The organism is Pseudoalteromonas sp. MM1 (assembly GCF_030296835.1).
Classification (GTDB): domain Bacteria; phylum Pseudomonadota; class Gammaproteobacteria; order Enterobacterales; family Alteromonadaceae; genus Pseudoalteromonas.
In genome coordinates this window covers 792,204-816,714 of record NZ_AP027922.1, presented here as the reverse complement: position 1 = coordinate 816,714, position 24,511 = coordinate 792,204, and the positions used below count along the sequence as shown (strand labels likewise).

At 40.6% G+C, this 24,511-nt stretch carries 25 protein-coding genes; 15 read left to right on the top strand and 10 right to left on the bottom strand.

Annotation, left to right across the window (positions count from 1 at the left end):
* Window positions 1–44: 44 nt before the first annotated feature.
* From QUE46_RS03705 to QUE46_RS03670, 8 genes are all read left to right on the top strand, one after another.
* Window positions 45–1,868: a copper resistance system multicopper oxidase gene (locus tag QUE46_RS03705; protein WP_286246265.1), complete on the top strand. Its 1,824-nt coding sequence runs from the start codon at window positions 45–47 to the stop codon at window positions 1,866–1,868.
* On the top strand, window positions 1,865–2,728 hold the full coding sequence (locus tag QUE46_RS03700; RefSeq protein WP_286246264.1) for a copper resistance protein B: 864 nt from the start codon (window positions 1,865–1,867) through the stop codon (window positions 2,726–2,728). Before QUE46_RS03705 ends, QUE46_RS03700 begins: the two co-directional genes overlap by 4 nt.
* Before the next feature lie 22 nt (window positions 2,729–2,750).
* Window positions 2,751–3,158: a copper resistance CopC family protein gene (locus tag QUE46_RS03695; protein ID WP_286246263.1), complete on the top strand. Its 408-nt coding sequence runs from the start codon at window positions 2,751–2,753 to the stop codon at window positions 3,156–3,158.
* Window positions 3,159–3,169: 11 nt separating this feature from the next.
* Window positions 3,170–4,078, top strand: coding sequence for a copper resistance D family protein (locus QUE46_RS03690; RefSeq protein WP_286246262.1), 909 nt, complete (start codon window positions 3,170–3,172; stop codon window positions 4,076–4,078).
* Between the two features lie 23 nt (window positions 4,079–4,101).
* Window positions 4,102–4,590, top strand: a complete 489-nt coding sequence (locus QUE46_RS03685) for a nuclear transport factor 2 family protein (RefSeq protein ID WP_286246261.1) — start codon at window positions 4,102–4,104, stop codon at window positions 4,588–4,590.
* Window positions 4,591–4,600: 10 nt separating this feature from the next.
* Complete coding sequence (locus QUE46_RS03680) at window positions 4,601–5,119, top strand: DUF411 domain-containing protein (RefSeq protein WP_286246260.1); 519 nt, start codon at window positions 4,601–4,603, stop codon at window positions 5,117–5,119.
* Window positions 5,120–5,251: 132 nt separating this feature from the next.
* Window positions 5,252–5,764 (top strand): DUF305 domain-containing protein, encoded by a 513-nt coding sequence (locus QUE46_RS03675; protein WP_286246259.1) that lies wholly within the window; start codon window positions 5,252–5,254, stop codon window positions 5,762–5,764.
* A 24-nt stretch (window positions 5,765–5,788) separates the two neighbouring features.
* Window positions 5,789–6,520, top strand: coding sequence for a glutaredoxin (locus tag QUE46_RS03670; protein ID WP_286246258.1), 732 nt, complete (start codon window positions 5,789–5,791; stop codon window positions 6,518–6,520).
* 337 nt (window positions 6,521–6,857) lie between these two features.
* Here QUE46_RS03670 and QUE46_RS03665 read toward each other — a convergent pair whose 3' ends face one another.
* The 3 genes from QUE46_RS03665 to QUE46_RS03655 all read right to left on the bottom strand — a co-directional run bounded on the left by QUE46_RS03665 (window position 6,858) and on the right by QUE46_RS03655 (window position 8,651).
* Window positions 6,858–7,940, bottom strand: coding sequence for an endonuclease/exonuclease/phosphatase family protein (locus tag QUE46_RS03665; protein ID WP_286246257.1), 1,083 nt, complete (start codon window positions 7,938–7,940; stop codon window positions 6,858–6,860).
* A 23-nt stretch (window positions 7,941–7,963) separates the two neighbouring features.
* Window positions 7,964–8,326, bottom strand: coding sequence for a hypothetical protein (locus QUE46_RS03660; protein WP_286246256.1), 363 nt, complete (start codon window positions 8,324–8,326; stop codon window positions 7,964–7,966).
* 76 nt (window positions 8,327–8,402) lie between these two features.
* Entirely contained in the window at window positions 8,403–8,651 is a 249-nt protein-coding gene (locus tag QUE46_RS03655; protein ID WP_286246255.1) for a TIGR03643 family protein, read from the bottom strand.
* 124 nt (window positions 8,652–8,775) lie between these two features.
* On the opposite strand from QUE46_RS03655, the gene QUE46_RS03650 reads away from it, so the two are divergent.
* The 3 genes from QUE46_RS03650 (at window position 8,776) to QUE46_RS03640 (ending at window position 12,274) form a co-directional block, all read left to right on the top strand.
* Complete coding sequence (locus QUE46_RS03650) at window positions 8,776–9,471, top strand: ABC transporter substrate-binding protein (RefSeq protein WP_286246254.1); 696 nt, start codon at window positions 8,776–8,778, stop codon at window positions 9,469–9,471.
* An 11-nt stretch (window positions 9,472–9,482) separates the two neighbouring features.
* On the top strand, window positions 9,483–10,139 hold the full coding sequence (locus tag QUE46_RS03645) for a YoaK family protein (protein WP_286246253.1): 657 nt from the start codon (window positions 9,483–9,485) through the stop codon (window positions 10,137–10,139).
* Between the two features lie 74 nt (window positions 10,140–10,213).
* Window positions 10,214–12,274 carry a TonB-dependent receptor gene (locus QUE46_RS03640; RefSeq protein WP_286246252.1) on the top strand — a complete coding sequence of 687 codons (2,061 nt, stop codon included), beginning with the start codon at window positions 10,214–10,216 and terminating at the stop codon, window positions 12,272–12,274.
* A gap of 21 nt (window positions 12,275–12,295) precedes the next feature.
* Here QUE46_RS03640 and QUE46_RS03635 read toward each other — a convergent pair whose 3' ends face one another.
* Window positions 12,296–13,078, bottom strand: a complete 783-nt coding sequence (locus QUE46_RS03635; protein ID WP_286246251.1) for a helix-turn-helix domain-containing protein — start codon at window positions 13,076–13,078, stop codon at window positions 12,296–12,298.
* A gap of 102 nt (window positions 13,079–13,180) precedes the next feature.
* Between QUE46_RS03635 and QUE46_RS03630 the strand changes: the two genes are divergently transcribed.
* Entirely contained in the window at window positions 13,181–14,383 is a 1,203-nt protein-coding gene (locus QUE46_RS03630) for an MFS transporter (RefSeq protein ID WP_286246250.1), read from the top strand.
* A 17-nt stretch (window positions 14,384–14,400) separates the two neighbouring features.
* Here the strand turns inward: QUE46_RS03630 and QUE46_RS03625 are convergent, their stop codons facing one another.
* From QUE46_RS03625 to QUE46_RS03600, 6 genes are all read right to left on the bottom strand, one after another.
* Entirely contained in the window at window positions 14,401–14,625 is a 225-nt protein-coding gene (locus QUE46_RS03625) for a hypothetical protein (RefSeq protein WP_286246249.1), read from the bottom strand.
* Window positions 14,626–14,703: 78 nt separating this feature from the next.
* Window positions 14,704–15,150 (bottom strand): RidA family protein, encoded by a 447-nt coding sequence (locus QUE46_RS03620; protein WP_286246248.1) that lies wholly within the window; start codon window positions 15,148–15,150, stop codon window positions 14,704–14,706.
* A gap of 13 nt (window positions 15,151–15,163) precedes the next feature.
* On the bottom strand, window positions 15,164–15,577 hold the full coding sequence (locus tag QUE46_RS03615) for a GFA family protein (protein WP_286246247.1): 414 nt from the start codon (window positions 15,575–15,577) through the stop codon (window positions 15,164–15,166).
* Window positions 15,578–15,607: 30 nt separating this feature from the next.
* Window positions 15,608–16,219: a TetR/AcrR family transcriptional regulator gene (locus QUE46_RS03610; protein ID WP_286246246.1), complete on the bottom strand. Its 612-nt coding sequence runs from the start codon at window positions 16,217–16,219 to the stop codon at window positions 15,608–15,610.
* Window positions 16,220–16,321: 102 nt separating this feature from the next.
* Window positions 16,322–17,611: a M20 family metallopeptidase gene (locus QUE46_RS03605; protein WP_286246245.1), complete on the bottom strand. Its 1,290-nt coding sequence runs from the start codon at window positions 17,609–17,611 to the stop codon at window positions 16,322–16,324.
* 19 nt (window positions 17,612–17,630) lie between these two features.
* Entirely contained in the window at window positions 17,631–19,064 is a 1,434-nt protein-coding gene (locus QUE46_RS03600) for an amidohydrolase family protein (RefSeq protein WP_286246244.1), read from the bottom strand.
* Between the two features lie 137 nt (window positions 19,065–19,201).
* On the opposite strand from QUE46_RS03600, the gene QUE46_RS03595 reads away from it, so the two are divergent.
* From QUE46_RS03595 to QUE46_RS03585, 3 genes are all read left to right on the top strand, one after another.
* Window positions 19,202–21,271 (top strand): bifunctional 2',3'-cyclic-nucleotide 2'-phosphodiesterase/3'-nucleotidase, encoded by a 2,070-nt coding sequence (locus QUE46_RS03595; protein ID WP_286246243.1) that lies wholly within the window; start codon window positions 19,202–19,204, stop codon window positions 21,269–21,271.
* A 162-nt stretch (window positions 21,272–21,433) separates the two neighbouring features.
* Window positions 21,434–22,348, top strand: coding sequence for a LysR family transcriptional regulator (locus tag QUE46_RS03590; RefSeq protein ID WP_286246242.1), 915 nt, complete (start codon window positions 21,434–21,436; stop codon window positions 22,346–22,348).
* 108 nt (window positions 22,349–22,456) lie between these two features.
* Window positions 22,457–24,412, top strand: a complete 1,956-nt coding sequence (locus QUE46_RS03585) for a TonB-dependent receptor domain-containing protein (protein ID WP_286246241.1) — start codon at window positions 22,457–22,459, stop codon at window positions 24,410–24,412.
* The last annotated feature ends 99 nt before the right edge of the window (window positions 24,413–24,511 follow it).

Below are 24,511 nucleotides of genomic sequence, written 5' to 3'. Positions count from 1 at the left end.
ACTTTCTATACTCAATACATATTCTGCTATGAAGGAGTAAGGAAATGGGGTTTAAAAAGTCATCACAACAGGTTAGCACACCACGAAGACGATTTGTTCAAGGCTTAATTGCAGGAGGTGTACTTGCTGCTTTTCCGAGTGTATTGCATGCTGCATCATCTTTAGTAGCAGGAACAATAACAGGCACTGTACCCGAACTTAGCGGCAAAGTAATTGATCTGGTTATAGATGAATCGCCGGTTAACTTTACTGGCGAAGTACGTATGGCAACAACTATCAATGGATCTATACCCGCACCTACCTTGCGCCTCAAAGAAGGCGATGACGTTACTATTAGAGTAACAAATAAGTTATCAGTACCGAGTTCAATTCATTGGCATGGCATTATTTTACCGTATCAAATGGATGGCGTACCAGGTATCAGCTTTAAAGGCATTATGCCAGGCGAAACCTTTGTTTATAAATTTAAGCTGCAACAAAGTGGCACATATTGGTATCACTCACATAGTGGTTTTCAAGAAATGACAGGCATGTACGGTGCATTAATTATTGAGCCGCGAGAAAACGATATTATTAGTGCAGATAACGAGCATGTTATTCAATTATCTGATTGGACTGATGATGACCCTATGGCGTTGTTCCGTAAATTAAAAGTACAGAGTGATGTATTTAACTTCAATCAACCTACTGTTCCAGAGTTTTTTGATGACGTTTCTAGCAGCAATATTTCAAATGCTCTACAACGCCGAAAAATGTGGAACCAGATGCGAATGAACCCTACAGACTTAGCTGATTTATCTGCATCAGCAATGACTTTTTTAATGAACGGTAGTACGCCAATGGCAAACTGGCGTGGAATGTTTAAAGCTGGGGAGAAAATTAGACTTAGGTTCATTAATGGCTCTAGCAATACTTTTTTTGACGTACGAATCCCCGAGTTAAAACTAACGGTTGTACAAGCAGATGGACAAAACGTTGAACCAGTGACAGTTGATGAATTTAGATTTGGCCCTGGTGAAACCTACGACGTAATTGTTGAGCCTAAAAATGATGCCTATACGATTTTTGCTCAAAGTATGGATCGCTCTGGTTACGCAAAAGGAACTTTATCAAGCTCGCCTAATATTGATGCGCCAGTACCTGCACTTGACCCTGTTGAGTGGTTAACGATGACCGATATGATGGGCAATATGACTCACGGCGGTGAGCATTCTGCAATGGCTGGTATGGCAGGCATGTCAAGTATGAACTCTAAAAAAGTGGATCATAGTGCTATGGGGCACGGTGCAATGGCGATGGATCATAGCAAACATGGTATGTCTGAAAACCCATTAGCGGTTGCCAGCTCTAAAGTGCGTCATGCAAAAACGGAGTATGGAGCTTCTGTTGATATGCGCGTTGATATGCCTAGAACAAACCTTGATGATCCCGGTATTGGTTTACGTAAAAATGGTCGCCGTGTTTTAACACTTGCAGATTTACATTCACTTGAAGGGATCACTAACCAGCAAGAGCCTGAAGCTGAAATTGAGCTGCATTTAACCGGCAACATGGAGCGTTATAGCTGGTCATTTGATGGCTTAGAATTTGGTAAAAGCACGCCAGTGCATATGAAGCATAACCAACGTTTAAGAGTTATTTTACAAAACGATACCATGATGACGCACCCTATGCATTTGCATGGTATGTGGAGTGATTTAGAAAACGAGAGAGGTGATGTGCAAGTGCGACGTCATACGATACCTGTTCAACCCGCACAAAGAATCAGCTTTTTAACCACCCCTCACGATGTAGGGCGCTGGGCTTGGCATTGCCATTTATTATTCCATATGGATGCCGGCATGTTTAGAGAGGTAGTCGTATCATGAAACAATTAAAACTATCTAAATCATTAGGCTTATTAATGTTAACTGGGGCTTCATTAATTAGTTTCCCTTTATTAGCGCAAAGTGAAATGGCACAAATGAGTAGCGCTAAGATGCAACCACAAGGGGGAGATGCACCTAAAGACGCAAGAGACCCTCATGCTTATTCTGCGGGAACAACTTTAACAGAAGGCCCATATGCGCTTGAGGGTAATGAGCGATTAACACTCGCCGATGAGCATCCATTTTACGCATTACTAGGCGATCGTCTTGAATATAACGAGCAAGCAAACGCAGGTGTGTTTGACTTACAAGCATGGTACGGCACTACCTTTGATCGATTGGTAATTAAAACCGAGGGTGATTTCAGCGAAGGGAGTATTGAAGAAAACCAAACCGATATTTTATGGGGTCACGCCGTATCAGCATATTGGGATACTCAAGCAGGTGTTCGTCTTGATTACAATAAAGAAGGTGAAAATCGGCAATGGTTGGCTTTTGGCTTACAAGGTTTAGCCCCTTACTGGTTTGAAATTGATATGACAGCGTACGTGGGTGAGCGAGGCAATACCGCATTTACATTAGAAGCAGAGTACGAACTACTACTCACGCAAAAGCTAATTATACAACCGCGAGCCGAAATTACACTTTATGGCAAAAACGATAAACAAAACGAACTTGGAAGTGGCCTATCAAGCAGCGCGATTGGCTTTAGGGTTCGTTATGAGTTTACACGCCAGTTTGCGCCCTATATTGGCGTTGAATGGAGTAATAAATTTGGCAATACCGCCGACTATGCCACATCAAGTGGACAAAGTAGCAACAACACCGCATTTGTTGCGGGTATTAAATTTTGGTTTTAGTCATTTTAAATAAGAGGTAATTATGAAGTTTTTTAATTCTGCAGTAGCCATTATAAGTTTAGTGCTTACATTTTCCGCATCAGCGCATATATCACTCAAGCAATCAACACCTGCGCAAGAAGCCATGTTAATGAAAAGTCCAGAGCAACTTTCGTTAACTTTTGGTGGTGAAGTAAGGCTAGCAAAAGTCATCATCAAAGATGAAAAAAATAAATCAATAAACTTTGATTTCAAACCCAGCTCCACCCCAAGCACAGACTTTAGTTGGTCATTACCGAGCCTACCCCAAGGCACTTACACGGTTAAATGGATTGCACTGGGTGGTGATGGACATAAAATGACCGACACGTTTAGATTTATGGTACACAAAAGTGAATCGCAAAAGATGATGCAAGAACAATCTAATACCCACAGCAAACATAATCATTAAGTAGCAACAGAATGCAATTAAGTGAATGGTCAGTACTTTTACTATTATTAAAACTAGCAAGCTATATAGCAATTGCAGGGCTTGCGGGCACTTTATTAATGCGCTTTATGTGTGGCAACAGCAATGTTGCAGGGCATCACTTAATTAGCTTTTATCAGTTCTTAAAACGTTGGCAAATTACGTGTGTAACTATCGGTAGTATTACTGCACTTTTACAAGTACCAATAGAAGCTGGGGCAATGGCCGAATCAGGCTTTATGGGAATGTTTGACCCCTTTATGCTTGAAATTGTTTGGCAATCAGTCATAGGTGAGCAAGCAACGTTGAGAATACCAGCGCTTATTATTGCTCTAATTAGCGCATGTATGTGGAATGTGAAATCAGATGATAACGTAGCAGGTTATAAAAACGGTGCCGTTATACTAATCATGCTTGGGTTTATCGCTTATAGCTTCACTTTTACTGGGCACAGTGCAAATGAAAATGGGTTAGTAAAAAGTATTTTAACCTTTCACCTTATTGCCATTGCGAGCTGGTTAGGGTCATTGTGGCCGCTTTACAAAAGCTGCACTTTACTACCTACCAGTGAAGTGAAGCGGTTAATGCATTACTTTGGTCAACTCGCTATTGTTATTATATTTGTACTACTTATTTCGGGCTTAACTTTACTCCTGCAGTACTTAGAGTCATTTTCTGTATTGTTTACATCAAATTATGGGCAACTAATTTTATTAAAACTGTTACTCGTCAGTGCGATGCTGTTACTAGGTGCATGGCATAAGCTTTTTTTAGTCCCGCAAATCACTCAACAACACCATATAAATATATTAAAACGCTCGATCACTGTTGAAATAGTAATTGCCCTGTTTGTACTTATTACAACAAGTATATTTACCACACTTGTTGGTCCGCCTGTTTAACGATTAATAAAAAAGGAAAACGTATGTTAATTAAATCCTCTAACTTAAAAATTTTATTGCTGCTAATTTTTAGCGCTGTTGGTTCTTTTGCTGTTAGTGCACATGGCGATGAAGAACATTCAAAAAAAGGCTGGGTTTTTGTCAATCTTGATAGCGAAGCTGCAAAAACTGTCAGCCTATTTCATGCATCCCTAAAACAAGGCAATGGCGAAGCTGCACGTAAATTACTAGCCGACGATGTCATCATTTTTGAAGGCGGAAGTGTTGAGCGTTCTGCAGATGAATACGCGAACCATCATATGATAGCGGATATGAAATTCTTAAGTGCAGTTAATAGTGAACTACTCGAGCACCAAGTTTACACAGATGGAGACACCGCTTACTCAATTTCAAGAAGTAAAACTCAAGGAAAGTATAAAGGGAAAGATATTAAATCTACGGGAATGGAATCAATTACATTAAAAAACACCGATTCAGGGTGGAAAATTACTCATATTCATTGGTCTAATTAAGGGGTTAACAATGCAAGTAAACTACATAACCTCAGCGTTTTTTTTATCATTAACCATGTCATTTTCTACAATGAGTATCGAAAAACAGCACAAAACATCAATAGTTTCTGAGAATTCAAAAAAACATAAAATAGAGCTTACCGTTTATAAAAGTAAAAATTGTGGGTGTTGTAATAAGTGGATTGCTCATTTGGGAGAAAATAATATTCAAACAAAAGCAATTAACGTTAATGATATGGGGTTGATTAAATCTCAGTATCAAATAAAACCGAATATGCGTTCATGCCATACAGCCGTGTCAGCCGATGGATTTGTATTTGAAGGTCATGTTCCAGCTAAGCATATAAAACTGTTTTTATCTGAGCAACATGCTCCGCACATTACAGGCTTAAGTGTACCTGCCATGCCTATTGGCACTCCCGGAATGGAAATGGAGGGTATATTTCACAAATATAATATTGAGCTACTCACTGACAACTCAAGTGAAGAAATCTACAAATACATAAGTAAATCCAGCGAGCAGTTTTAGCCTAACGGCATAATTCTTGAACTAATTGTTAAATATCCATTTTACACAACAGGAAACACTGATTTGTGAGCTTGATAGTGTAAAAGTTACTCACATGTAAAAACAAAATACAAACTTTGAAGGAGCAATACAATGTCACACTATTCAAAATTTTTTTTAATGATAGCAACATCCACAATTACCATGCTTGTATTGATGTATTTGAACACCTACCAACTTAGCCATGTTTATTTTAGTGAAACTCGTACTTATATGGCGCTTTATATGGGAGCCACAATGGCAGTGGTAATGCTACTTTTCATGCTCAATATGTATAAAGATAAAAAGAAAAATATAACAGTACTCATTGCTAGTGTTACCGTATTTGCGGGAAGTTTATTTTTAGTTCGATCACAAGCGACTGTTGATGATAGCTCATGGATGTCGGCGATGATCCCACATCATTCAATTGCCATACTCACAAGTGACAAGGCAAAAATCAAAGATAAACGCGTTCAAAAGCTAGCTACAAATATAATTGAAGCTCAAGAGCGAGAAATAAAAGAAATGCAATGGCTCCTAAAAGATATAGAGCAAAACGGCATTGCACAAACCAATGCTCAAGCACAATTAAGAGCGGTTCCAGATTTCAATTCAAATAAATAAACCATATAACATAAGGAGTAAAGCATGAGTAAATCAGCCCAACTTTTTAGAATGGTAACAGATGAGCATATTTGTCCGTTTGGTTTAAAATCAAAAGACTTACTAGAGCGAGAGGGATATACAGTTGATGATCAGCTTTTAACTTCTCGAGAGCAAACAGATGAATTTAAAAAACAACACAGTGTAGAAACTACACCTCAAACATTTATTGATAATAAACGTATAGGTGGCTACGACGATTTACGTGATTACTTTAATAAGCCACAAGCCGCCCAAGAAGGTACAACTTACACGCCCGTGATTGCGATTTTTTCGGTTAGTTTTTTGCTTAGTGTGGCATTTAGTTTTGCATCAGATAATAGCTTATTATCAATGCAAACCGCTGAACTGTTTGTAGCCCTAACAATGGCAGTGTTAGCAATACAAAAGCTTCAAGACTTATTTAGCTTTACTAATTCATTTATAACCTATGATTTAGTCGCTATGAAAGTAGTCAGGTACGCTTATGTTTATCCATTTTTAGAAGCATTTGTTGGCATTGGAATGATAGCCGGATTACCAGCCTATATTATTGCCCCTATTTCATTATTCATAGGTGGGGTTGGTGCTATTTCAGTGATAAAAGCAGTCTACATAGATAAACGAGAGTTGAAATGTGCGTGTGTAGGCGGTGACAGTAACGTACCACTAGGGTTTATCTCCCTCACAGAAAACTTATTTATGATAGCTGCCGGTATTTGGATGTTTGTTAGGTAAAAGGCAGGATATACTTTGCTATGGCACGTACCAGACTTTGTAGTTGTCTCTGGTAGTGCCTGAACTTAAAACCTCATTAATTAGCTCTGGCATTTCTTAGGGATCTTGACGTTACAATGACACTAACGCTCTTATCAATTGCGAAATTGAAAAGTACCAGCCTTCTTATCGGAGCTAATCTTAATTTGACTCTAGGATTTTTTAGGGATAAACATTTAATCATCCCACTGTTTAGCGTCATATAACTTTAATTAATGAATTGTGTTAAATTTCCCATAGTGAGTTTAAACACTCGATATAACAGACTAGTTAAGGCTTATTCACTAACAGCTAAAAATTAATAGCTATTCTCAAACCTTGGCACCTTTCGCTTATCGGCTTTACTCATAGCCAGCTCTTGTATTTCTTCTTGCTTAAGCTCATCTGATTTATCTTCTAATGAATGCTGCTTGGCGTTTTCAAACACTAGCTCAGTGAGTAGTGCAAAGTGGTCAGAGCCATATTTAGCAAGGCGCTTAATACGTTTTACTTTAAAGCCTTGGCTGTGAAATAAATGATCGAGCGGCCAGCGCATAAAAAAGTAACTTGCGTGAAAGGTGTTATAAAAACCACGGCCTTTACGTGGGTCTAAAAAGCCGCTTATTTGCATAAATAAACGGGTGCTGCGCGACCATGCTACGTCGTTTAAATCACCAGCTACAATGGTCGGGCGTGTTGGGTTTTTAAGTGCTTTTGCCACCATTATGAGTTCGCTATCGCGTGGGCGCGATGAGTCTTCTTCAGTGGGGCTTGGTGGTGCGGGGTGAATAAAGTGCCCTTGCATTTGCAGGCCTTCATTGTTTTCGAACAAGATATGAATTGAGGGAATATCGTCCTCTATTAACTCGCATATTTGCGCATCAAGAATTTTAAATTTACTGTATAAATGCATGCCGTAGCGGTTGTCTTTAGCGCATTCAATATAATAGGGGTAGTTTTTTTTAAGAACTGCTAACTTGTTTTCCCACCAGCTGTCGCTTTCAAGGGTAATTAATAAATCGGGCTGGTGTTTATCAACCAGTGAGATTAGTTGTTCACTATTGTGGTTTGACATAAGCACATTAGCCGACATGATTCTAACACTGTGATCTTCGCTCACTGAGGCAGTTTTAACTTCTTTTTTAGCAAGCCAGGTGTAAGGAAATATCCATTTCCCTTGTAAAACCATGGTTAGTAATGCGGTTAAAGCAGTATACAAATACCCGCTATTGTCGCTTTGCCACAGTAAACAAAACGACACGACTGCAACAGCGCTGGCTATATAAAACACCTGTAGTCGAACAAAGTCGCAGCTGCGCACTAAGTAGTGCTGGCTGTACGACATAGGTAACAAGGTCACTAATAAAAAAAAGCCAATGATTATAGCTAGTGCAATGAGCATTTAAATATCCTTATAAATTGTACTTAACGAGTTAATATTGAAAGTATTTCTCGAGTGTCGTGCACCATATGAATGGTAGTACGGTCAATTTCTATACTTACTGTACCATTACCTCTTGAGCGTTCAATAACGCGCCCTTGTTTATATACATTGCGATCTAGGTAATCGCCTCTGTGGTAACGCTTACTTAAACCGGGTGGCGTCCAACCAGCACGCACTAACTTTTTTTGCTGCTTTTTAGATAGTTTCTTGCTGCTTTTATAGTTGTGCTGCTGATGTTTATGGTGGCCGTTTTTATGGCCGTGATTGTTTTTATCGGGCTTTGCCTGTGCATTAACGCTAACCAAAGCACCCGTTAAAAGAACAGTATATAAAAACGCTTTCATAAATAATCTCTAATAATGTTAATAGCTAAAGATTATCAAACACGCCTTAACATCATATGAAACTGCAAGCAGCTATTTATCTCGGCTTATACTGTGTTTTGCAATAACTGCGCATTATGGCTGGGTCGCGAAGTTTTAAGTGCTTGGTTTTACGCCCTGCGTGACGTTTGCGCCACACTTTAAAACTGCCCTTTGAAATATGCTCTCGCATAAACAACACCAGCTGTGAATAATTAAGCCCGTATAGCTGCTCTATAGCCTCATAGGGGGTTCTATCTTCCCACGCCATTTCTATAATGCGCGATTGCTGCTCTGCGTTAAACATGTGGCTCTCACAAATTTATTCTATACGTGGTGTAAAAATACATAGATCAACACAATTAAAGGTAATTAACCTGTATAATAAGCACTGTGGTTCTATACTTATAAAAACTTTTGGATTTATGTTTATGCGCGCTGTATTAATGCTTTTAGCCTTAACTTTTTCTCAATTATTGTTGGCAGCGCCTAATAAAACCCTGCGCTGCGTAACCACGCACTATCCTCCTTTTACAATATACGATGAGCAAACAAATACCTTTACTGGCCTTGATATAGAGTATCTAGAGTTTATTGAACGTAATTTAAATTTAAACATAGATGTAGTGCACTTACCGTGGGCGCGCGTTAAAAAAGAAATGAAATTAGGCTACTACGATTGTTACTTTGCGTTGGCTAATAATACCGAGCGTGCGCAATATTTAGACTTTACCAGTGAGCCTATGCACACCACCCAATTTGGTTTATTTACAACAAATAAGGAAAAACAATTTACAGATGACTTATCAACTGCGCGTATAGCTATGTTAAGAGGCGTTGCTTTACCTAATATTATTGCTGCGCATTATAATATTGATGATAGTAATTTAATGCGTTCACTCTCAACGAAAGCCACGTTTGATTTGCTGGATAAACAGCGTGTTGACTACGCAATTACTAATTATCAAGCCGGTTTATGGTACTCAAAAGGTTATAAAAACATACGAGCAAAGCAACTTGAAGACTACACCCTACCTGTTTATATTGCTTTTAAGCACGGCGTAATAAACACCAAATTGGTTGATGAGCAAATAAAACGCTACAAAGCGCAATTCGGTGTGCATTAATAAGGTAGGCGATGTTAACTAAATTACCAAAATGGGTTGAGTACGGCGCGTTTACGCTCGCTTTTATTGCTGGCGTTGTTAATGCAGTAGGATTGTTAGGATTTGAGCATCAGGCCATTTCTCACCTTTCAGGCAGTGTTACTTTACTTGGTATAAAACTAATGAGCAGTACCTCTGCTGCGTTACTACTTATTAGTATAATTGTAAGCTTTATGCTGGGCTCGGCGCTTTCTGGCTTTTTACTCACTGGTGGTTCGTTAAAGCTTGGACGCCATTACGACACTTTATTATTTATTGAAGGCCTTTTATTACTTTTAAGTGCTTATTTGCTCGACCAGTCTTATGTTTATGGCATTACACTTGCCAGCGCCGCGTGTGGTTTACAAAATGCATTAGCCACTAATTATAGTGGCGCCGTAGTGCGAACTACTCACTTAACCGGAATTTTTACCGACCTTGGCCTAATGATAGGTAAAGCACTTAAAGGCGAAACCTTTGATACCCGAAAAGGTGTAATGTTTTTGCTTATTATTATTGGCTTTTTGCTAGGCGGTATTACTGGATTTATTTTATTTGAGTATTCCTCAATACTCGCTTTAGTGGTGCCGGCACTGGCGTGCTTTGTATTATCAGTAACGTATAGGGTATATAGAATACGCGCACTTTAACGCAATCGGTTTAAAAACGGTTTAAAACATCTTACCATGGCGTTAATAAAGCGTTACTCACCTTAAAGGAATGTATGAAACCTTATTTTTTACCGCTGTTATTGCCACTAAGCCATGTTGCAATTGCCGACAGTCAAACCGATGATGCAATAGAAACCATAACAACCACCGCATCGCGTACAGAAGCACTTGCCACACCACTTCCTCTTACTATTAGCACCTTATCTGAGGCGCAATTAAACAGTATTGCGCCAACGCATGTTGAAGAGTCGTTACAGCGCATTGCTGGCGCAAATGTACAACGGGGTAACGGGCAAGAGTATTTACCTGCACTTCGCTCGCCAGTGCTTTCGGGGGCGGCTGCATGTGGTGGCATACTCACCCTTGAAGATGGCATTCCACTACGTGCTGCAGGCTTTTGTAATATTAACGAGCTATTTGAAGCGCATAGCGAAATGGCAAAGCGCATTGAAGTATTAAAAGGCCCAGGCTCTGCCCTTTATGGCTCAAACGCTGTGCATGGTGTTATTAACGTAATAACCCCTGATACAACACAAGGCGGTGGACTAGTCGGGCTTGATTATGGCTCGTATGGTTATGCTCGTTATAAGCTTCGCGCTGGGCAAGACTATGGCAACAGTGGGATTGGCATCAACGCAAGTGTTACCGACGACACAGGTTATCGCGACGACGAAAGCGTACAACAGCAAAAGGTAAATATTCGCCACCGCTTTGAAAACGATAACCTGTTACTGACCTCTGGTCTTACATACACAAATTTAGATCAGCAAACAGCGGGCTTTATTACAGGCTTTGAAAGCTATAAAAACGAAGACATAGCACAGCAAAACTTTGACCCCGACGCCTTTAGAAAAGCCCGTTCATTTAGAGCGTGGAGTAATGCCCAGTGGCAATTAAAAAATGGCAATGTGCTTTCTATCACGCCTTATGTACGCGACCAAAGCATGGACTTTTTTAAGCACTTTTTACCCGGCACCCCACTTGAAACCAATAGCCAAACAGGCTTTGGTGTGCAATCGATGTATCAACATAACTTGCCAAGTAATATAAAAGTAAACCTAGGGTTTGATGGCGAATATACCCGCAGCGATTTTACACAAAGTCAAAACGAGCCAACTCAAGGCTCTGCATTTTTAGTAGCCACGGTACCGCAAGGCAAGCACTACGATTACGACGTAAACGCAACACTGTATGCGCCGTTTGCATCAGTTGAGTGGCAATTAAATAAGTGGTTTATTAGCGCAGGCCTAAGGTATGAGCATATGCAGTACGATTACACTAATAATATGCTCACTGGCCGCACAAAAGACGACGGCGCAGAATGTGGCTTTGGCGGTTGCCGCTATAGTCGCCCTGCCAGTGGTAAAAATAGTTTTAGCAATACATCGCCTAAGCTAGGGGTAAGCTATAAGGTTAATAACAACAATACTGTATATGCTAACTTTTCGCGTGGTTACAGAGCGCCCCAAGCGGCAGAGCTTTATCAATTACAACGCGAGCAAACCACCGCTAATTTAAACCCAGAAATAGCAAATAATGCCGAGCTTGGTTTAAAGGGTTACTACTCTAATGTAAGGTATGCATTAGCTGTGTATGCCATGAGTAAGCACAACACTATTTATCGCGACAGCGACTTTTTTAACGTTAATAATGGCAGCTCTCGCCACAGAGGTATTGAGCTTGAAGTGGATTACGCATTAAGTAAAACACTTAACTTACAGTTTGCAGGTACACATGCAAAGCACACGTATACTAATAATCAATTAATTAATGGGCTAAATATAAACGGTAACAACGTAGACACCGCGCCGCGCAATGTGGCTAACCTTGATTTAAGCTGGCAAGCCTTTAATAACCTAGCGCTTGCACTGCAATGGCATAGCGTAAGTAGTTACTATACCGACCCAGAAAACCTGCATAGCTACGACGGACATGACATTTTAAGCTTGCGTGCTAAGTGGCAAGTGACCAATAACCTAGAAGTGCTTGCCCGTGTAATTAACCTTACCGACGAAGCTTACGCAGAGCGTGCTGATTACACCAGTTTTACTGGCGACAGGTACTTTCCTGGTAAGCCACGTAACGCTATGCTTTCAGCTACTTACACATGGTAATACGTTAATTTAATAGTTTTGCTAATTTAAATCGCCCATGTATTTAGTGGGCGATTTTCCCATAACCTTTTTAAACATAGTTATAAACGCACTCACCGACTCATACCCTAATAACGCCGACACTTGCTGTACGCTTTGCCCATCTGACAATGCCTGCAGCGCGGTAATTACATGTAATTGCATTCGCCACTTACCAAAGGTCATTCCGGTTTGCTTTTTTATAAGCCGCGCCAAGGTCCGCTCAGTTAATGCAAAATCGTGTGCCCATAGTGCAAGAGTTTTGCGGTTATTGGGATGCTCAATTAACTCCCGGCTCATGGTTTGAATAACTACATGCTTAGAAAGCACAAAATCAAGCGGCTGGGTTGGCATTTCTATTAATAAATCAAACAGTACCTGAGCTAAACGTGCTGTTTTAGAGTCTTCAATATAGGCTTGGTTTTCGCCTGCCAGCTTAAGCATTAAACTTTTAACGAGGGGAGTAATAGCCAAAGTGCAGGTATGTGTGGGCATGCCTTTTAGGTTGGCATCAATAAATACAAAGCATAAATTGGCGTTATCTGATGCACGATTACTGTGGCACGTATTAGCAGGCACCCAAATAGCGCTGTGCGTTGGCACCATCCACATTTTATTAGCCGCTTCGCAGGTTACATAGCCATCAAGCGCTAATATTAACTGCCCCTTAGGGTGAGTATGTAATGGGTATTCTTTACTGCCTTGTGCGGTATCTACTTTAGCAATTATAGGTTGTACCATATGCTCATAATTTTGCAGATAGCCCCACCCTTTAGGTTCAAACATAACTTTGTCTGTTTTTAGTTATTTAATGTCAGTATAGCTAAATTATAATACTGCTGATTTGTTTATACTAGCGCCCATAATTAGCTAACATATTTTGTAATAATGACTCACACACCTCACAGTAACACTGGCACGTCGCGCTTTTCGAGCGTGCTACTGGTAATAGGTATTTTACTTATTGCCGCCAATTTACGTGCACCTTTTACAGGGGTTGCCCCTGTGCTTGAACAAATAATTACGCACTTTGGTTTAACCGCTTCGCAAGCGGGGTTTATTACTACGTTACCGCTAATTGCCTTTGCAGTTATATCGCCTATGGCTGCAGGCCTCGCTAAACGCCAAGGGCTTGAGCGTACATTGTTTTTTGCTGTATTTTTAATATTAATGGGTATTGCTGGGCGTGTGGTTAATTCGTCAATAATGCTATTTGTTGGCACTGCCATTATTGGTGCGGGTATTGCTATCGCTAACGTTTTATTACCGAGTTTAATAAAGCGCGACTTTGCGGCAAAAGTCGCCGTTATGACCTCTGCTTATGTGCTCACTATGGGCGTTGCCTCGGGTGGCTTTTCAGCATTAGTTTATCCGCTTAGCCAATATGAAGGGTTAGGTTGGCAGTTTGCTTTAGGCGCTAGTGCACTCATTACAATCACCACTTTAATTGTGTGGATGGCGCAATTAAATAAACACACAAAGCCGGCACAAACAGCACAGGCCTCAACACTTAATAAAAGCGTATGGCGTTATGCACTTGCATGGCAAATTACACTATTGTTAGGTTTAAACTCTTTTTTAAACTACATCATCATTACGTGGCTGCCGGGTATTTTGACCGAAGCAGGCCAAAGTGCAACGCAAGCAGGCGCCTATCATGGGGCTTTTCAAATTGCGACCGCTATACCTGGGCTTGTGCTTATACCGCTACTTGCAAAGTTAAAAGATCAAAGCATGCTTAGCTTTATACTTGCATCACTGAGTGCGTGCTGCGCGCTAGGGCTACTTTATATGCCAAACTTTGCACTGGTATGGACGCTGCTACTTGGTTTTAGCTCGGGGGCGTGCTTTATTTTAGGACTGTCGTTTATTAGCTTACGTACCGATAACTCCACGCAAGCGGCATCGCTTTCGGGTATGTCACAAAGTATTGGCTATTTGTTAGCGGCTATTGGCCCTATGGTTGCAGGGGCTTTGCATACAGCAACAGGGAGTTGGAGTGCGCCGCTTTGGTTATGTGCGGGTGCAGGTGTGTTATGTGCTACATGTGGATGGTTTAGCGGTAAAAATACCACGCTTAACAACTGTTGACTTACTACCCGCTGACACTAACTTACTAACTGTTGTAACCATGAAAATAAACCTGTTCTTGGCTTTTTTACAGGGGTATGTTTTTTCTCATAGCGCTTATTTGTGGCTTCGCGTTGTGCGCGGCGCTCTTGTGCTAAATTAGCTTTTGCAGCAAAACGTAGGCGCTGTTCTTGAGTCAACTCGTCATTAAAGTTAATGGCTGATTTTTTAACTGCTCGGCTGCTTTTAGGTGAACTACACATAATATTTCCTCTGTTGTGTAACTACTCAAATAGACAGCCGTTTAAGTTATAAAATTTCAGAAAACTTACTTTTTAAATTTAAAGTGAGCCTATACATTCAACTTCTACTAACGAATCAAGGGCTAACGCTTTAACAGCAAATGCACTACGCGCTGGGTACGGCGCACTAAAATATTGCGTATAAATAGCGTTAAACGCTTTAAAGTCGTTTATATCGGTAAGCATAACGGTGCATTTAACTATATTGCTCATGCTGTAGTTATGCTGCTCTAAAGTGCGCTTAATGTTTTCAAGAGTTTGCTTAGTTTCCTCTTCAAAACCACCCGCTGCTAGCTTGCCGGTTGCAGGGTTAATCCCTATTTGACCCGACATATAAAGCGTATTGCCGGCTTTTACTATTTGCGAAAATGGTAAATTAGGGTTAGCTTTGCTTGTATTTAAAAAGTCGACATTACTGGGGTTTGCCTGCGCAAAACTCGTAAGTAGTGCACTAGCTAATAACGCAGTTTTTATCAGTGTTTTCATTACATTGGCCTTGTTATTTTTGTGGGGTAGTCTCAAAGGCAGGCACTTGGTGTAAATCGTTTAGCCACTTAAGGGTTGATTGCGACCAAATTTGCGCCACTGGGGTAAATTCATCACGCTGATCTACAGCTCCTATGCGCAAGCCGTACACTCTATCGGCTTTTGCTTCGTTCGTTGCGTAAAGTGTAGTGCCGCACGTACCACAAAAACCTTGTGCACGTTTATTACCGCTTTGTGCTGTTTTAACATACTCTTTTGGCTCGCCCTTGGTAAATACTACCGAGTTAGGCTCAGCCATTATTACCGCCCTAAATGGCCCGCTCGACATGCGTTGGCAATCGCTACAATGACATACAAGTACGTTATTATTTTGCGATTGGGCTTGGTATTTAATTTCACCACAATAGCAGCTTCCAGTAATTTTCATTTTACTCTCCTTGAGTATGTTTAAAGGTGTTTAACCTAAATAAGCTAAAATAATTTTAGGTAGTTCTTGCGCGTATTGATGCGCAGATAAATCACACGCAATCGCAGGGGTTAAATCGTGATACAGTACTTTATCAAGCAATGAACTGACAATTAAAAATACCGCAGTACCTGCCGCCGCCTTGCTCACTTTGCTATCTGTTTGGCTAAGTAATTGCGCTAACCGCTGATAAATTACTCGCCTATTTATGTGTTTATCACTGCCTAATAACTCACTATGCAAACGCGAATTTAAATGTAGCGTTCTAAATACCCCCTGTTGTGATAATAAAAACACATATGTTTTATGGCATAAAGTGTTAACTACATCATCTAGGTTTTTGTAGCTCTGTGTCTCAAGCTCTGTTACCCAGCTATTTAATTCAATGCCAAAGTCTTGATACAACATGGGCAGCAGCGACTCTTTATTTTTAAAGCGACGATAAAACGTACCTACCGATACCTCGGCGTAGTCTGCCAGCTCTTTTATACTTATGTGTTCAAAAAACTTACTTTTTAAACTGTGATGCAGCGCTTTTAATAATTTTTCTTGGGTTTGCTGGCTGCGTTGTTGCTTGGGCGCCAAAAAAGGGTGTTCAGACATACATTCAACCATGTTGGTTTAACGTGCACGTACTGTGCAGCTTATAAGTATAAATAGTAATACCCAGCCAGTAATTGCTTTACTCGCTGGGTAGTTATGTCGTTATTTTTGGCTATTTAAATAATCTACCGCTAATTGGCTAAGCGCTTTGGTACCCACTTTAAACGACGATTCATCGGCATAAAAATAAGGTGAGTGGTTACTTGCTACCGTTTTTAAGTCTTGGCTTGCAGGCGTGCCACCTAAAAATACAAATACACTGGGTATTTCTAGTGCATAAAACGAAAAGTCTTCTGCGCCGGTTATTTTACCCATTTCTTGCACATTTTGTTTACCGGCTGCTTTTTCAAGGCTAGGTAACATTTGCGCAGTAAGCTCAGGATTATTAACCGTTACAGGGTAGCCTTCATGAATATGCACATCGGCCGTTGCCCCCGACGACTTAGCAATATGCGTAGCGGTTGTTTTAATATTTTCAAAGATTTGCGCGCGATTATCCATATCAAAATTACGAATAGTACCAACCATTTCAACTTCTTCAGGAATAATATTATTACGTACACCACCCGCTATTTTACCAAACGACACAATAGCCGGCTCTTTGGTTATGTTTACTTGGCGGCTTACAATGTGGTTAACGCCCGTTACAATTTGCGCAGCGGCAGCAATTGGGTCTACACCTGTCCACGGTGCTGAGCCATGTGCTTGGCGACCATGCACAGTTATTTCAAAGCGATCGGCACTGGCCATAAATGGCCCACTTCGATAACCAATTTTACCTGTATGTAGACTTGAAGTAATATGCAAGCCAAAGGCTACATCTGGCTTATATTTAGTAAAAATGCCTTCTTTAAGCATTAACTCTGCACCGCCTTCTTCGCCTAAAGGTGCGCCCTCTTCAGCAGGCTGAAACACAAACATAATATTGCCATGCAGCTCATCTTTCATATTTGCCAGTACTTGTGCAGCGCCCATTAACATAGCTACATGCGTGTCGTGGCCACAGGCGTGCATTATGCCTACATCAACGCCACGGTAAGTTGTTGTTTTGGTTGATTTAAATGGCACATCTGTTTTTTCTGTTACCGGTAGTGCATCCATATCGGCACGTAACATTACCGTAGGGCCAGGCTTTGCGCCTTTTAAAATACCCACAACCCCTGTGTAAGCAATATCGGTTTGTACCTGCATACCTAACGACTTTAAGTGTTTAGCCACAATGCCTGCGGTACGCGTTTCGCGATTACCCAACTCAGGGTTTTGATGAAAGTCGCGTCGCCACTCAATTACCTGCTGCTCTACATTTTTAACGTGTTGATCAAGGTTTGCCTGCGCGTTAAACGCACCAAGTGCAGCAAAACCTAATGCCACTGAGAGTAGTGATTTTTTCATCCTGTTTTCCTTTGTTATTTTAATGAAGCCCAACAACCGATTTAGTGTTATCGAAAAGTGCTGTTGAGTTATAGCCTACACCATTTTTAAATACAGTTTCCATATTACGGATAGCCGACGCATTTTTTGCAAAATCGCCATTTATAATGACTAAGTCAGCTTGTTTACCTACTTCAATACTGCCTATTGTATTTTGCTTATTTAAATACTGCGCTGCATTTAACGTGGCTATTTTTATAGCTTGTGGCTGCATAAATCCAGCCTCTACGAGTAATTCAATTGCACGCTGATTTGAAAAGCCAGCAATAACGCCGCCATAACCTGTTGGGTCTGTGCCCACCATTAATTTACCACCCGCGGCTACAAACATTTTTTCTAGCTGCATCATTTTTTTAAATACTAAAGGCCAGCTAGATTCGCTCTGCTTTGCTATTTTTTCAAAGCGCGACTCGTACTGGTCACGTACTTGCGGTATTAATGCATCAAGTGCTTTTGGGTAGGCTTTAGGGCGGCCTTTAGTAAAGGTTTCAAACACAGTAAGTGTAGAGGTAAGTGCTACATTATTATCCACTAAGTAATTTATTAGGCTCGTTACTTCTGGCGAGTTTATATCTAAATCTACAAACGATTGCTGTACGTCTTTATTACTTGGGCATACATCTTTTTGCTTGCTTTTAACAAAGTCGGTGGCGGCAAAAAAGCCATGCTCTAGGTTATCAATACCTAAAGCGGCTGCTTCGCGGTATGTAACTGAACACAAATGAGCCGTAACTTTGTTATTTTGCTCGTGCGCTTTTTTAATAACCACATCAAGCTCATTTTGATGAATATGCATATACGCTTTATATGAGGTAACCCCCTCTAAGCCCCAGTAGTCCATCATTTTTTTAGCATCGTCTGCATCGCGTAGCGACTTTATTTTTAATATAGGTAAGCCGGGGCCATTTAAATACGGCGCCGTTACATCTATATCTGGGCCTAAACTTTTACCTGCGTTTATATCATCTCTTAATTTTAAATCAGCATAAGGTGCAGTTGTGCCAGCAGTGCGAATTGTGGTTGCACCGCCTGCTAAATATAAACGCGGAAAGCTGTAAAGCATTTCGGTGTAATGAGCTTTGCCGGTTGGATAAAACATGTGCTCGTGCATCATCACCAAACCCGGAATTAACGTTTTTCCAGTACCGTCAATAATATTCACACCTTCAGCAACGTCTATCTCAGCTGTGGCACCTATGTTCACAATTTTATTTTTATTTATTACAACCGTTTGATTAGTTTGTGCTGGTTTGCCGGTGCCATCGATTAACATAACATTTTTAATTGCATAACGCCCCGCCTGGTAACTTACAAATTGCTCATCAACTGCGTAACTTGGAAAGCTAGTTAAAGCGCAAGCACTTAATAATAAAGATTTTTTAATTTTTTTAAATGCGTACATAGGTATACTCATAGTGTGTGCTCATCTTGGTAGAAGACATTACTATAAAGGCACCATGTAAAAATGTAAATTCAGATTCACATTTTAATTCATCATACTTTAACAAACCTTTTTTACTGTACTCCTTTTTAAAATTACACGGAATGAACATGAAAAATCGAATCGCTAAAAAATACTTTTTAAAATCAACACTGGCACTAACCATTGCTCTTTCATTAACGGGTTGTGACATAAATGATGACGACGATAACGACCCAATCGTTGTGGTAACTCCAGACCCAGCGCCTGTTACTTTGCGCGTAATGGAAACAACCGACATACACATGTATTTATCTAACTACGATTACTTTGCACAAGCCCCATCAGAAACTTTAGGTTTTGTTAATACCGCAACCCTTATAAAAGAGGCGCGCAGTGAAGTGCAAAACAGTGTACTTGTTGATAATGGTGATTTAATTCAAAACAGTCCACTTGGCGATTACGAAGCGATTGTACGTAAAGACGATATTTTAAATGGCGCAACCCATGTTGCTTTTAAAGCTATGAACTTGCTTGATTACGATGTAGCTAACTTAGGAAACCATGAATTTAATTTTGGCTTAGAGTTTTTAGATGCCACATTAAGTGGTGCCGACTTCCCGTATATTAATGCCAATGTATACGTTGATGATGGTGATGATGACGACAGCAACGATGAAAACCGTTATACACCGTACTACCTTCAAGATAAAACCGTATTTGATATAAACGGCAACGAACAAACAATTAAAATTGGTTACTTAGGCCTTACCCCTCCGCAAATTATGCAGTGGGATAGCGCGCATTTACAAGGCAAGGTAATTGCAAAAGATATTGTTGCTACTGCTGAAAAATTTATTCCACAAATGAAAGCACAAGGCGCCGATATTATTATTGCCATTCCGCACTCTGGGTTAACAGCCAGCGCCCAAGAAGACCTCGCCGAAAACACGGCCCTATACCTGTCAAAAGTAGATGACGTAGACGCCATACTATTTGGTCATAACCACCGCTTGTTTCCCGGTGATGCGTCGTACGATGGCTATGAATCGGCGGGTATTGATAACGTAAACGGTAAACTTAATGGCGTACCCGCTGTTATGCCTGGCTTTTTTGGCAATAACTTAGGGGTTATTGATTTAATTGTTGAGCCAAACGATGAAGGCGGCTGGGAAGTAACCAGCTCAAAAGTAGAAACTCGTGCCATTAGTGGTACAGATGAAAACGGCGACTTTATTGATTTGGCTGCCGTAGATACCGATGTAGCTGCCGCAATTGAGCTTGAACACCAAGCAACAATTGACTGGGTGAGCGAACCCTTTGCTAAAATTTCAAACCCAATTTATAGCTTTTTTGCTTTGGTGCAAGACGATCCGTCAATTCAAATAGTATCAGATGCACAAATAGCGTGGGGTAAAGCGTTTATTCAAGGCACTGAACTTGATGGTTTACCTGTGCTTTCGGCAGCAGCCCCTTTTAGAGCTGGCCGCAATGGTATTGAAGATTACACCAATGTAAAAGCAGGTGATATTACCCTACTAGATACCGTTAGTTTGTATGTGTTTCCAAACACTATTCGTATGGTAAAAGTAACAGGTAACGATGTTAAAGAGTGGCTAGAACGCTCTGCAGGTCAGTTTAATCAGATTGATGTAAACAGCAGCGCTGAGCAAAACCTACTCGACACCACTTTTCCCACTTTTAACTTTGATATTATTGACGGTGTTACCTTTGAAATTGATGTCACTAAGCCAAAACGATATGACAACGATGGCGTATTAATAAGTGAAAACAATTCGCGCATTACTAACTTGCAATACCAAGGTGAAGCGATAGATTTAGAGGCAGAGTTTTTAATTGTAACGAATAACTACCGCGCATCGGGTGGCGGAAACTTCCCAGCGATTGACGGCACCAGCCGTGAAACGTTTGAAGGCCCAGATGAAAACCGCGGTGTACTGCGAAGTTACATTATTAGCGAAGCCGCTAAAAGTAGCACGGGCAGTATTGACCCGTCTGCCGATAATAACTGGCGCTTTAGCCCCGTGACCACCAGCACAGAGCTAAACGTTGTGTTTAGAACATCACCGCTTGATGAAGTAGCTAGCATTGCCCAAACACTGCCAGCGGTGGCGCCTACCTCACCACTTAAAACAGGCGAAAATGGTTTTGCGCTATACACCATTGATTTAAAAAACTAATTGTACATAGCCTACAAAAACCAGCTTAACTGCTGGTTTTTGTTTTTTATCGGCGGTGTATTTTGATGTGCTCGCTTATTTTTATTAAAAACACATTTACGCCAAGCTCTGTTTAAGTGCTAGGATAATGGCTTGAAATACTGATAACTTGCAAATCAAACTATGAATTTAAATCAGCTCGATCTAAACCTTCTTATTATTTTAAAGCAGCTTTTAAACGAAAAACATATTAGCAATACCGCGTTAACCTTAGGCATGAGCCAACCGTCTATAAGCCGCTCATTAAGTAAATTACGCACGTTGTTTGACGATCAATTATTAATAAGAATGGCTGGAGGGTATGAGCTAACACCCAAGGCGCAATCAATTCAGCAAGATCTCAATTCTATTTTAAATATGGTAGAAACGCTGGTTAACAAGCAAACCTTTGATCCAAAAACAAGCACAGCCACTATTAAACTGTTTGGCCTACCGCCGCAAATGCATTTGTTTATAAAAACAATAATTAAAGAAGTGCGCGAGCAAGCGCCTAATATCATCCTTGAAATAGACACCTTACCTAAACCACAGTTTTCTGACTTACTAAAAGGCGAGGCTCACTTTGTAATAACAGGTCATAAACCCGCCAACTCCGAGGGAAAACTCTATTGCCAACCATTGTTTGACCGAGAGTTTAAACTTGTTATGGCTCGTAATCATAAACTTGCTAATAGCGAGCTCAGTGTTGAGCTTTTGCGCGACTGTAACTTTGGGCAAATATCAATTCAAGGTGAAAAAGCGTTAACCATTGCACAAAATTTTGCTGCACTGGGTATTGATAATATTGCGACCCCAGTACGCTTGAAAAACTTTTACAGCATTGGCAGCATTGCTGAGAACACCGATATAATATTTTATGTACCCAACCATTTTGCCGCCGATGTGTGCCAACAGCATAACGTAGTAGCCAGAACGCCACCGCAAGAGCTCAACTTATCGTACGCACAAGTCGCCTTATATTGGCACCAACGCCATCATAATGATCCTGTATGTCAGTGGTTTAGAGAGCTTGTAAAAAACAAAGTATTTGAAGTCTAAATAACTGTTATTCATTCAGAGTATGTGGTTTAAATTGCCATTTAAGCCACCAACCTATCTAATACGAATCATTCTTAATAATATTAAAATTAGATAAACATACTCACCATGAAAAACACGCTCCCATTTAATAAGCACGCGCTTAACGTTGTTATTGGTACTTTGTGTACTGGTATATCATTCATAAGCTTAGCGGAACAAGCTCCCGATACCTCAGAAACCATCGAAGTATGGGGCACAACAATTACTAACAATTCGCTATTACAAGACGATATTGAAAGAAAACAAGCCAACCATTTAAGTGATTTACTCCGTGACCAAGCGGGTATTGACGTAGGTGGCTCGCACTCTATTGTGCAAGGTATTAATATTCGTGGTGTTGACGATTTAGACCTCAACATTACTGTTGATGGTATTAGCCAAAACAATAATATGTTCCACCACTCAGGAAACTTACTTATTAATGCTGATATTTTAAAAGCAGTAGATATAAAAGTAGGGACTAATTCAGTGCTTACCGGCGGCCTTTCAGGTGGTGTTGCTTTTGAAACTAAAGACGCTAAAGATTTACTAGAGCCTGGCCAAGACTTTGGCGCACGCTTATACACAAACTTAGGTACTAATGATTACGCCGGTGGCTCTGCTGCGGTATATGGCCAACTAACCGATAACATAGACGCCCTTGCCTACTACACCTACACCGACAGAAATAACTTTGAAAACGGCAATGGCAAAGAAGTTACAGGTAACGAAGGACGCACGGTAGATGGCATCTTCAAGCTCGGCTGGGATGTAAACGAGAGTAACCGTTTAGTGTTCTCATACGACAGATACAACGATGAAGGCGATTACTACGTAAAAACCAACTTTGGTGCTGGCTTCGCTGAAGATTCAGACGCGCAAACAGAAGATATTGACTACACACGTACCAGTACTTCACTTGCCTACAAGCTAGATAAAGGCGATGCAATCACCCTACGTGCAAGCGTTTACCGTAACGAGCTAAGCTATATCGCACTGGGTACAGAGGGTAACTCTGAGCATACGGGTTACACTGCCCTTGCCACATCTAAAATTGCACTTGCTGGATTTAACCATACATTACGCTATGGCGGCGAAGGGTATGAGCAAGTATCTAAACGTATTGCAAACCACGTACAAACCAATAAAGACACTGCAGACTCTCACGCCATTTATATTGAAGACGAAATCGCTGTAACCGATCAGCTATTTGTAACCCCTGGTGTGCGTTACAACTATTTTAAAGTAGATATGTACTCTGCCGGTACTAACGATTCGTTAGATAAATCGTGGAACGAGTTAACGTTTGGTTTAGCGGCTAAATACCTAATTAACGATAACTGGAGTGTTAGCGCAAGCTCTACCGAGCTGTTTCAAGGCCCTGGCCTGCGCGAAAGCTACGTTGATTACAGTACTAACTTTGATAAAGACTTAAAAGCAGAAACCGGTGTAAATAACGCCATTGGTTTTGCCTTTAAAGATCAAAACATGATGGGCTTAGACTCATTTGGTTTTTCATTAAACCTGTTTAAAACCCGTATTGAAGATTACATAGACAACTGGGCAATTGGTAAAGGTCGCCCTATTGGTACTTATGAAAACTCGGGCGATTACGATATTGATGGTTTTGAATCAACGCTTTCTCTGCGTAAAGCGCTATTTAGTGCGCGTTTAAGTTACTCTAAATCAGACTCTGAACAGCTAGAAACAGGCGAGCAACTGCGTTATGAGGTAGGCGATAGTATTTCATTAAACTTAGGCTACGAAGTACCACAGTACGACTTAAAATTTAATTGGACCAGCCTAGTTAACAGAACTGATGACTCGGTATCAAGCGGTGCTGATATTCATAAAGTAGGTTATCAGGTTCATAACATTAGTATGCAGTGGCTACCCAGTCAGCTTGAAGCACTAAGCATGACCTTAGGTGTTGAAAACATTTTTGATAAAACCTATTACTCGCACGCTTCTTACTCAAGCGATACAGTGCAAGATTACGAAGCAGGCCGTAATGTTAAATTAAGCGCCTCATACGTTTTTTAATTTAATAATTTGCTCATGATTTAAGGCTCAATATTTTATTGAGCCTTTTGCTTTTTAAGGGGGCGTACCTTAAATAGCGGCAATCATAAATAGTAAATA

Coding starts and splice junctions, on each gene's coding strand:
- QUE46_RS03705 (WP_286246265.1), top strand. CDS start 45: ATGGGGTTTAAAAAGTCATCACAACAGGTTAGCACACCACGAAGACGA.
- QUE46_RS03700 (WP_286246264.1), top strand. CDS start 1,865: ATGAAACAATTAAAACTATCTAAATCATTAGGCTTATTAATGTTAACT.
- QUE46_RS03695 (WP_286246263.1), top strand. CDS start 2,751: ATGAAGTTTTTTAATTCTGCAGTAGCCATTATAAGTTTAGTGCTTACA.
- QUE46_RS03690 (WP_286246262.1), top strand. CDS start 3,170: ATGCAATTAAGTGAATGGTCAGTACTTTTACTATTATTAAAACTAGCA.
- QUE46_RS03685 (WP_286246261.1), top strand. CDS start 4,102: ATGTTAATTAAATCCTCTAACTTAAAAATTTTATTGCTGCTAATTTTT.
- QUE46_RS03680 (WP_286246260.1), top strand. CDS start 4,601: ATGCAAGTAAACTACATAACCTCAGCGTTTTTTTTATCATTAACCATG.
- QUE46_RS03675 (WP_286246259.1), top strand. CDS start 5,252: ATGTCACACTATTCAAAATTTTTTTTAATGATAGCAACATCCACAATT.
- QUE46_RS03670 (WP_286246258.1), top strand. CDS start 5,789: ATGAGTAAATCAGCCCAACTTTTTAGAATGGTAACAGATGAGCATATT.
- QUE46_RS03665 (WP_286246257.1), bottom strand. CDS start 7,940: ATGCTCATTGCACTAGCTATAATCATTGGCTTTTTTTTATTAGTGACC.
- QUE46_RS03660 (WP_286246256.1), bottom strand. CDS start 8,326: ATGAAAGCGTTTTTATATACTGTTCTTTTAACGGGTGCTTTGGTTAGC.
- QUE46_RS03655 (WP_286246255.1), bottom strand. CDS start 8,651: ATGTTTAACGCAGAGCAGCAATCGCGCATTATAGAAATGGCGTGGGAA.
- QUE46_RS03650 (WP_286246254.1), top strand. CDS start 8,776: ATGCGCGCTGTATTAATGCTTTTAGCCTTAACTTTTTCTCAATTATTG.
- QUE46_RS03645 (WP_286246253.1), top strand. CDS start 9,483: ATGTTAACTAAATTACCAAAATGGGTTGAGTACGGCGCGTTTACGCTC.
- QUE46_RS03640 (WP_286246252.1), top strand. CDS start 10,214: ATGAAACCTTATTTTTTACCGCTGTTATTGCCACTAAGCCATGTTGCA.
- QUE46_RS03635 (WP_286246251.1), bottom strand. CDS start 13,078: ATGTTTGAACCTAAAGGGTGGGGCTATCTGCAAAATTATGAGCATATG.
- QUE46_RS03630 (WP_286246250.1), top strand. CDS start 13,181: ATGACTCACACACCTCACAGTAACACTGGCACGTCGCGCTTTTCGAGC.
- QUE46_RS03625 (WP_286246249.1), bottom strand. CDS start 14,625: ATGTGTAGTTCACCTAAAAGCAGCCGAGCAGTTAAAAAATCAGCCATT.
- QUE46_RS03620 (WP_286246248.1), bottom strand. CDS start 15,150: ATGAAAACACTGATAAAAACTGCGTTATTAGCTAGTGCACTACTTACG.
- QUE46_RS03615 (WP_286246247.1), bottom strand. CDS start 15,577: ATGAAAATTACTGGAAGCTGCTATTGTGGTGAAATTAAATACCAAGCC.
- QUE46_RS03610 (WP_286246246.1), bottom strand. CDS start 16,219: ATGTCTGAACACCCTTTTTTGGCGCCCAAGCAACAACGCAGCCAGCAA.
- QUE46_RS03605 (WP_286246245.1), bottom strand. CDS start 17,611: ATGAAAAAATCACTACTCTCAGTGGCATTAGGTTTTGCTGCACTTGGT.
- QUE46_RS03600 (WP_286246244.1), bottom strand. CDS start 19,064: ATGAGTATACCTATGTACGCATTTAAAAAAATTAAAAAATCTTTATTA.
- QUE46_RS03595 (WP_286246243.1), top strand. CDS start 19,202: ATGAAAAATCGAATCGCTAAAAAATACTTTTTAAAATCAACACTGGCA.
- QUE46_RS03590 (WP_286246242.1), top strand. CDS start 21,434: ATGAATTTAAATCAGCTCGATCTAAACCTTCTTATTATTTTAAAGCAG.
- QUE46_RS03585 (WP_286246241.1), top strand. CDS start 22,457: ATGAAAAACACGCTCCCATTTAATAAGCACGCGCTTAACGTTGTTATT.